The sequence below is a fragment of the Streptomyces sp. WAC05292 genome, from assembly GCF_003949955.1.
In the GTDB taxonomy this organism is placed as follows: domain Bacteria; phylum Actinomycetota; class Actinomycetes; order Streptomycetales; family Streptomycetaceae; genus Streptomyces; species Streptomyces globosus.
Window position 1 is genome coordinate 1 of record NZ_RPSE01000581.1, and the last position, 2,817, is coordinate 2,817.

Consider the following 2,817-nt stretch of genomic DNA (forward strand, 5'->3'; position numbering starts at 1 on the left):
GGTGGGGGCTGGGCGTTTGCCGGCGGTGGTGTCGGCGTCGTCGTCGGTGAGGGCCGCGATGCCGGCGATGAGTCCGGCGGCGCCGAGGAGGGCGAGGAGGCAGCCGAGGGGGCTGCCCTTCCGGGCCGGCGGCGGGGTGCCGGCCACCTGTATGCGGAAGAGGACCTCCTGGCCCGCTATCCGTCCGTGGACCACGTCGCCGTGGCGGGTGGGCGGCAGTGAGAGGCGCGCGGTGGTGCCGTCGCGGAGGGGGAGGTTGAGGAAGGCGCCCGTGGCGGCTTGTTCGGGCGTGAGGGTGAGCGGGATTTCCTGCGGCGGCACGGGCTTCTCCATGAGGTGGGCAGAGCCGGGTGTTCCGTGGTCGTCGCGGGGATTGTGCCGGGTGCCGGGGCGGCGGCGCAGCGGTTCCGGCGCAGTGGTGGCGGATCGTTGCCGGCGGATGTGCGGGCGCCCCCGCCGTGGGTGGTGGCGGGGGCGTGCGGGGCGCCTGGGGTGTGCGCGTCAGCGGACGGCGTCGCCGATGCGGTGGACGCGGACGAGGTTGGTGGATCCGGTGACGCCGGGCGGCGAGCCGGCGGTGATGACGACGGTGTCGCCGGGGGCGCAGCGGCCGATGCGGAGGAGTTCCTCCTCGACCTGGGCGACCATCGCATCGGTGGAGTCGACGTGGGGGCCGAGGAAGGTTTCGACGCCCCAGGTGAGGTTGAGCTGGGAGCGGGTGGCGGCGTCGGGGGTGAAGGCGAGGAGGGGGATGGGAGAGCGGTAGCGGGAGAGGCGCCGGACGGTGTCGCCGCTCTGGGTGAACGCGACGAGGAACTTGGCGCCGAGGAAGTCGCCCATCTCGGCGGCCGCGCGGGCGACGGCTCCGCCCTGGGTGCGGGGCTTGCTGCGCTCGGTGAGCGGGGGGAGGCCCTTGGCGAGGATGTCCTCTTCGGCGGCTTCGACGATGCGGGACATCGTCTTGACGGTGTCGACGGGGTATTTGCCGACGCTGGTCTCGCCGGAGAGCATGACGGCGTCGGTGCCGTCGATGACGGCGTTGGCGACGTCGGAGGCCTCGGCTCGTGTGGGCCGGCTGTTGTCGATCATCGAGTCGAGCATCTGCGTGGCGACGATGACCGGTTTGGCGTTGCGCTTGGCGAGCTTGATGGCGCGCTTCTGGACGATCGGGACTTGTTCCAGGGGCATTTCGACGCCGAGGTCGCCGCGGGCGACCATGATGCCGTCGAAGGCGGCCACGATGTCGTCGATGTTCTCGACGGCTTGGGGCTTTTCGATTTTGGCGATGACGGGGAGGCGGCGGCCTTCCTCGTCCATGACGCGGTGGACGTCGTCGATGTCGCGGCCGGTGCGGACGAAGGACAGGGCGATGACGTCGGCGCCGGTGCGCAGTGCCCAGCGGAGGTCGTCGATGTCCTTGTCGGAGAGGGCGGGGACGGAGACGGCGACGCCGGGGAGGTTGAGTCCCTTGTGGTCGGAGACCATGCCGCCTTCGATGACGCGGGTGCGGATGCGGGGGCCGTCGACGGCGGTGACTTCGAGGGTGACGCGGCCGTCGTCGACGAGGATGCGCTCGCCGGGGGTGACGTCGGCGGCGAGGCCCTTGTAGGTGGTGCCGCAGGTGTGGCGGTCGCCGGGGGTGTCCTCGACGGTGATGGTGAAGGTGTCGCCGCGTTCAAGGAGTACGGGTCCTTCGGCGAAGCGTCCGAGGCGGATCTTCGGGCCTTGAAGGTCGGCGAGGATGCCGACGCTGCGGCCGGTCTCGTCGGAGGCCTTGCGCACGCGCTGGTAGCGCTCCTCGTGCTCGGCGTAGGTGCCGTGGCTGAGGTTGAGGCGGGCGATGTCCATTCCGGCTTCGACCAGGTCTTTGATCTGGTCGTATGAGTCGGTGGCGGGTCCCAGGGTACATACGATTTTTGCTCGGCGCATGAGGTGAGCGTATGCCCTACCCGGCGGTAGGCAGTGGGCTTCCGGTGTCCGTCCAACAACGCCTGGGCGAAGGGTTGTTGACAATTGTTGAATGTGCGTGGGGGTGCTCTGATGAGCACCCCCGGGGTGGGTTTTCGTACGGTTTTCCGGGCTGTTCTCCGCGGGTTCGTCAGAGGCGCGGCGGGGTCATCGTGAAGCGGGCGTTCACCTGGGCGTAGACGGTTTGGCGCTGGGGTTCGAGGTCGAGGGGCGGGGCGGTCTCCTCGGCCGCGCCGAAGGCCATGGCGCGCATGGTGCCGGCGGGGGCGGCCATGGCGATCGGGGCGGCGTTCTCGGCGCCGAGGTCGGCGAGTTCGACGAGGGCGGCGAGGCGGGATCCGAGCGCGTCGGCGTATTCACGGGCGCGCTGGACGGCGTCGAGGACGGCCTGGCGGCGGGCTTCGGCATGGGCGGGCGAGGTCGGGCGCAGCGCCCACCAGGGGCCGTCGACGCGGGTGAGTTCGAGGTCGGCGAGACGGGTGGTGAGTTCGCCGAGGGCGGTGAAGTCGGTGAGTTCGGCGGTGATGTGGACGCGGCCGTGGTAGGCGCGGATGCGTTCGCCGCGGCCGTGGCGGGTGGGTTCGGGGGTGATGGAGAAGGCGCCGGTTTCGAGTTTCTCGACGGCGTCGCCGTAGGTCTTGACGAGGTCGAGGGTGGCGGTGTTGCGGCGGGTGAGGTCGTCGAGTGCGGTGCGGCGGTCGGTTCCGCGGGCGGTGACGGTGATGCCGATGCGGGCGATTTCGGGGTCGACTTCGAGGTGTGCTTCACCGCGGACGGCGATGCGGGGGGTGTCGGGGGTTCCGTAGGGCTGGTGCGGGGTGTCGGTGGTCATGGGTTCCACTGTGGCAC

The 2,817-nt window shown here is 70.8% G+C and carries 2 protein-coding genes and 1 pseudogene; all 3 read right to left on the minus strand.

Features of this window, described 5'->3' with window-relative positions:
* Positions 1-321, minus strand: a pseudogene (locus tag EF903_RS31245) (hypothetical protein); the annotation flags it as partial.
* 180 nt (positions 322-501) lie between these two features.
* Positions 502-1,929, minus strand: coding sequence for a pyruvate kinase (pyk, locus tag EF903_RS31250; RefSeq protein WP_125548343.1), 1,428 nt, complete (start codon positions 1,927-1,929; stop codon positions 502-504).
* Between the two features lie 169 nt (positions 1,930-2,098).
* Positions 2,099-2,800, minus strand: coding sequence for an SIMPL domain-containing protein (locus tag EF903_RS31255; protein WP_125548345.1), 702 nt, complete (start codon positions 2,798-2,800; stop codon positions 2,099-2,101).
* Between the last annotated feature and the right edge of the window lie 17 nt (positions 2,801-2,817).